Annotated in this window: 2 protein-coding genes; both read left to right on the top strand. The window is 60.5% G+C overall.

Features of this window, described 5'->3' with window-relative positions; translation table 11 throughout:
* The coding region (locus tag PMI37_RS03320; RefSeq protein WP_238552681.1) for a phosphopantetheine-binding protein at positions 1–563 on the top strand (563 nt) is incomplete at its 5' end.
* The coding region (locus PMI37_RS03315; RefSeq protein ID WP_008078025.1) for a condensation domain-containing protein at positions 563–2,619 on the top strand (2,057 nt) is incomplete at its 3' end. The genes PMI37_RS03320 and PMI37_RS03315, both read left to right, overlap by 1 nt.

Raw genomic sequence — 2,619 nt, 5'->3', positions numbered from 1 at the left:
ACGTGCGTGAGACGGTGGTCATTGCTCAGGACGGTTCGCTGTTGGTGGCTTATGTGGTGCCAAACGACGCCAGTCTGTTGGAAGCCGACGATGCGCGGCGCAATGAATTGTTCCAGCGTTGTAAAGAACACCTCGCCCAGAACGTTCCTGATTACATGGTGCCGTTGCACTGGGTATTGCTGGCGAAGATGCCGGTCAGCCCGAACGGCAAACTCGAACGCAAGGCGTTGCCGAAATTCGATGCCAGTCAGGCGCAGCAAGCCTTTGTCGCACCGGCCTCCGAACTGGAGCAGCAAGTGGCGGCGATCTGGCAAGAGGTACTGCAACTGGAGCGCATCGGCCTCAACGACAACTTTTTTGAACTGGGTGGCCACTCCTTGCTGGCCGTCACCGTGGTTTCGCGCCTGCAATTGGAACTGGGCCTGAAACTGACACCTCAATTGATCTTCCAGCACCCTGTGCTTGGCGATTTCGTCAGCCAGCTGGATGCCGCTGACGAGCAAGTCGATATGTTGAAACTGAGTAAGCTGGAATCCCTGCTTGATGAAATGGAGGAGGCTTGATGGATAAGAATGTCGCTCTGAAAATTGCCAAGCGGTTTATCTGTCTGCCGCTGGAAAAGCGCACGCTCTATCTTGAAAAGATGCTCCAGGAAGGGGTTTCCCCGGCTAACCTGCCGATCCCGCAGACCCGGGATGAATTCGCCGACGCCTTGCCATTGTCGTTCGCTCAGGATCGTCAGTGGTTCGTCTGGCAGATGGACCCGCACAGCGCCGCCTACAACATTCCCACCGCGCTGCACCTGCGCGGCACGCTGGATGTACCGGCGCTGGAGCGTGCGTTCAATGCCGTGATTGCCCGTCATGACAGCCTGCGCACCACCTTCGGTCAGGACGACGAAGGCGCTGTGCAAGTGATCCATGCGCAGTTGCCGATGACCATTGCCATCGACGCGCTGGACGTGGCGGCCGAGCCGCTGCTGCGCGAGCAACAGATTCAGGCCTACATCAACGAACAACTGCATTTGCCGTTCGACTTGCAGACTGGCCCGTTGTTGCGCGCCAGCCTGCTGCGTCTGGCCGATGACGACCACGTTCTTGCTGTCACTGTGCACCACATCGCCGCCGACGGCTGGTCGATGCGGGTCATGGTTGAAGAGCTGGTGCAGTTGTACTCGGGTTTTGCGCAAGGGCGCGAGGTCAGCCTCGACGAGCTGCCGATCCAGTACGCCGACTACGCCATCTGGCAACGGCACTGGATGGAGGCGGGTGAGCGCGAGCGTCAGTTGGCCTACTGGAAAGAGCAATTGGGCAGCGATCATTCGGTGCTGCAATTGCCGACGGATTTCCCCCGGCCCTCGGTGCAGAGCTTCCGTGGCCAGCGTCTCGATGTAACCTTCGATAACACGCTGGCCGCGGGCCTGAAAAGCCTTGCCCAGCGCGAAGGTCTGACCGTGTTCATGGTGTTGCTGGCGTCGTTCCAGGCGCTGTTGCACCGTTACAGCGGCCAGGCTGAAATCAGCGTCGGTGTGCCCAACGCCAACCGAAACCGCGTCGAGACCGAGCGGCTGATCGGCTTTTTCGTCAACACCCAGGTGCTCAAGGCGCGCATTGACCCGCAGGCGAGTTTTCGCAGCCTGTTGCAACAGGTCAAGCAATCGGCAGTGGGTGCTCAGGCGCATCAGGAGTTGCCGTTCGAGCAATTGGTCGAAGCGCTGCAACCGGAACGCAGCCTGAGTCACAGTCCGTTGTTTCAGGTGATGTTCAACCACCAGAATCTGGCCACCGGCGAATCGCAGCAAGGCACGCGTTTGCCGGGCTTGCAGATCAATCCGCTGACCATGGCCAGCCAGACCGCGCAATTCGACCTGAGCCTGGACACCTTCGAAACGCCGCAAGGCCTCGGTGCGCAATTGACCTTTGCCAGCGATCTGTTCACTGCCGCAACCATCGAGCGTATGGCGGTGCATTGGCAAAACCTGCTGCAGGCTGTGCTGGTTGACGCGGCACAGCCGTTGGCTGAATTGCGCCTGCTCGACGCAGACGAACGCGAGGTGATCGTCTCGCGATGGAACGCTACAGCCACCGAATATCCGCTGGAGCGCAGCGTGCATGCGCTGATCGAAGAACAGGTACGCGCCACCCCGGATGCCTGCGCCTTAGTGTTCGGCGAGCAGCGCCTGAGCTACGCCCAACTCAACGCTCGCGCCAACCAGTTGGCCGCGGTGCTGATCGAGCACGGTGTCGGCCCGGAAGTGCTGGTCGGTATCTCGGTCGAGCGCTCGCTGGAAATGGTCGTTGGCCTGTTGGCGATCCTCAAGGCTGGCGGTGCCTACTTGCCGCTGGACCCGGAATACCCGCAGGATCGTCTGGCCTACATGTTCGACGACAGCGGCATCGCTTTGCTGCTGACGCAGAGCCATTTACTGGCGCAACTGCCGGTGCCGAATGGCCTGCGCAGTCTGGTCCTGGATCAGGACGGCGACTGGCTGCAAGGGCGCAGCGAAGCCAATCCTGAGCTGCACATCGATCCGGAAAACCTGGCCTACGTGATCTACACCTCCGGTTCCACCGGCAAACCGAAAGGCGCGGGCAACCGCCACTCGGCGCTGGTCAACCG

The organism is Pseudomonas sp. GM80, from assembly GCF_000282515.1.
Taxonomy (GTDB): domain Bacteria; phylum Pseudomonadota; class Gammaproteobacteria; order Pseudomonadales; family Pseudomonadaceae; genus Aquipseudomonas.
Note: the sequence above shows the minus strand (reverse complement) of the source record. Positions and strands in the feature narration are given on the sequence as shown.